Source organism: Helicobacter sp. MIT 14-3879 (assembly GCF_003364125.1).
The window spans coordinates 1-2,823 of sequence record NZ_NXLP01000115.1; the positions used below are offsets into that span (position 1 = coordinate 1).

The window sequence follows — 2,823 nt, forward strand, 5'->3', positions numbered from 1 at the left end:
TGAGTTAAATGAATTACCTAATAATAAAGAGAAGTATAATAAGATATTAAGTTATTTTGATTTAAGTTTGGATACTTTGGATTGGGAGGAATTGAATAAGGAGGCTTATAAATTTCAAAAATTAGAATCTATATTCATAGATTATAGGAAAAATATAGCAAGTTATTCTTTTAATATTCCAAAAAATAAAGGTAGAATATCTTATAATTATATTTTTGCATATCCAAATAATAATAGATATTCTATGGAAAATTTAGCTACAATAAAAATTTTATCAACTTGGCGCACAAGATGTTATTCCTTAAGTGGTAATGAGGGAACAGGAATTTATTTGAGTGAAAAAATTTTAACTTGTAATGATATATAATCAAATTTGGAGGTGTTAGATGAAAAACAAAGAGATGATTAATAAACTTAAAGAAAATGCAGAATTAGCTTGGGCTAGTTATGGATACTATGATTTAATCGGAAAGAAGTTTAAAGATAAAAAAGATAAATATGGGAATCTTTTGACTATCACCCTACACGATATTATGGATGCTACTTATTTTGACTATGAAACACAAGATAGCACATTTTTTAATACCTTTAAATTAAAAGGTGATATGACTCCCACTCAAGCTAAAAGATTCTTTTCTCGCTATGACCTCCTTATTCATCAACCCAATACTACTTCAGGATTCTCTGCTACACTCTTTGAGGACTTAGGAGAGCTAGAAAAAGAGCTAGATAATAAGACAAATACAAGAAAAAAGCTAGAAAAAGATAGACAATATATTTTAGCTATAAGAGGCACAGAATTCCCCTTAGGAGAATTAAATAATAAAACAAATGCAAGAAAATCTGCTACTCTATTCCAAGATAAAGAATCTAAAGAATATATTTTAGCTATAAGAGGCACAGAATTAAAACAAGGAATCTTTGAGGACACACAAGATAATAATCAAAAGATTATATCTATAAGAGGAAAGTTAGATAATAAAACAAATGCAAGAAAAAAGCTAGAAAAAGATAGACAATATATTTTAGCTATAAGAGGCACAGAATTCCCCTTAGGAATCTTTAATGATATAGCAGAAGCTGATGTATCATTAGCCCTAGATTCTCTCCCTAATCATCAATATATAGATATGCTAAGGAATCTTCTTTAATGTGGTTCTTATTATTTTTCATTGTCATTCCTTTTATATTCTTTATAGGATTCTATCTTTTTAGTGTGATTATAATCTTTATCACTAATAAAATCTTTCATAAACAATATTCTCAATCACTCTCTTTAATCTTACCTTGTCTTTCTTTATTCTTTTATCTTATGCTTATTATGGGTGGAATCTCTTTTAAAGGCATTGACCCTCAATATTATGAGTTTAAGAAATTATGTGAAAAAGCTGAAAATGTTATTTATGATGAGGAATTGTATAGAATATATAATAAGAGAAGAAATATGGAAAAATATTATGATGAAAAAACAAAAAAAGAATATTTAATGAGTGATTTTGAAATTGAAGAAACTTATTCAAACAATATTACAAAAAGACTTAAAGAAACAGAAGCAACTTTATATTATAATAATAAGCCATTTTTTAAGGAAAAATACTATTGGTTTAAATATTATGGTTTATTTCTATCGGGTGATGAGGGTGCTGGTTGGCATTTGAAGATAGAGCAAAGATTGTTATGTGAAAATAATCAAATTATAAAAAGATAAGGAAAACAAATGAGTAAAGATATAAGAACACAAGAGGCAAAGTTAGATTTAGTTAAAAAGTTTTTAGACTACGCAGAATGTGCTGATGCTTCTTATGCTTTACTAGAATACACACAAGAAAATTATAAGATAGACGAAGATAAAAAAGATTTTGGAGATGGATTTAAACTAGGCTCTACTGCAAATACAAATGGACAAACTACCTTAACTACTTATGCAAGAGCTATTGAAGCAAGATTCAATCAAAATAAAGTTATAGAAAAAAATCTTATATTTCCTAATAAAACACTTGATAATAACATACAAAATATTTCTAAAGAAATAGATTCTACACAATATAAAGATGATAAAAATTGTCATATTTTTAATACAAATACAAATCAATGCCTTAAACTCTACCCTAAAGAACTTAGCGATAGAACCATAAACTTTACTTCTCGCTTTAAACTCCTACATCATCAACCCAATACTACTTCAGGCTTCTCTGCAACACTCTTTGGTGAAAAAAGAAAACAAATCAATAAAAAGACTAAAGAAGTAACATATACTTCACAATATGGCTATACTAACTATATCCTCTCTATTCGTGGCACTACCCCAAATGATACAGGAGATTTGAGAGCAGATGCTAGAATGGCATTAGGATATATCCCACAAGAGCAGTATGAGGATATGCTTTTATTCTATCATCAATGCAAAGGAGAAATTCCTTTTTATGTAGATATAGATTCTATGCCAAAGGGTAAAGATAATAGTATTTTATGTGATAAATTAAATTTTGATTGTAATCATAGCCTAGATTATACTCTTTGGCATAGAATCTATAATAATTATAGAGAATTTCCACCTTATATTAACCCTATGCTTCTTAAAGACAAGAATGGTAATCCTACACAATCTAACTTTATCCCACCAATAGATTCTAAAAATAGCCTAACTATCACAGGGCATTCTCTAGGAGGAGCTATTACCCAACTCTTTGCCCTCTCTTTTGCTACTGATAAAGAATCTAGCATTATTAAAGAAGTCTATACCTTTAATTCACCCGGAGCTAAAAATCTAAAGCCCCTAAATTTAGATAATGTGTATGAGATAGATTCTACAATACTAAGTGA

4 protein-coding genes are annotated in these 2,823 nt (G+C 28.3%); all 4 read left to right on the forward strand.

Translation table 11 applies throughout. The annotated features are described in order from the left end of the window. A partial coding sequence (locus CQA44_RS11695; protein ID WP_115547385.1) for a hypothetical protein occupies window positions 1–367 on the forward strand: 367 nt, incomplete at its 5' end. A 19-nt stretch (window positions 368–386) separates the two neighbouring features. After that, entirely contained in the window at window positions 387–1,151 is a 765-nt protein-coding gene (locus CQA44_RS13350; protein WP_258865037.1) for a hypothetical protein, read from the forward strand. Then, window positions 1,151–1,708 (forward strand): hypothetical protein, encoded by a 558-nt coding sequence (locus CQA44_RS11705; RefSeq protein ID WP_115547386.1) that lies wholly within the window; start codon window positions 1,151–1,153, stop codon window positions 1,706–1,708. Before CQA44_RS13350 ends, CQA44_RS11705 begins: the two co-directional genes overlap by 1 nt. Window positions 1,709–1,717: 9 nt before the next feature. Continuing rightward, window positions 1,718–2,823, forward strand: a 1,106-nt coding sequence (locus tag CQA44_RS13355; protein WP_408941396.1) for a lipase family protein, incomplete at its 3' end; no start/stop codon positions are given.

What these genes read in the sequence shown, in the direction of transcription:
- CQA44_RS13350 (WP_258865037.1), top strand. Translation starts at nt 387, where the DNA reads ATGAAAAACAAAGAGATGATTAATAAACTTAAAGAAAATGCAGAATTA.
- CQA44_RS11705 (WP_115547386.1), top strand. Translation starts at nt 1,151, where the DNA reads ATGTGGTTCTTATTATTTTTCATTGTCATTCCTTTTATATTCTTTATA.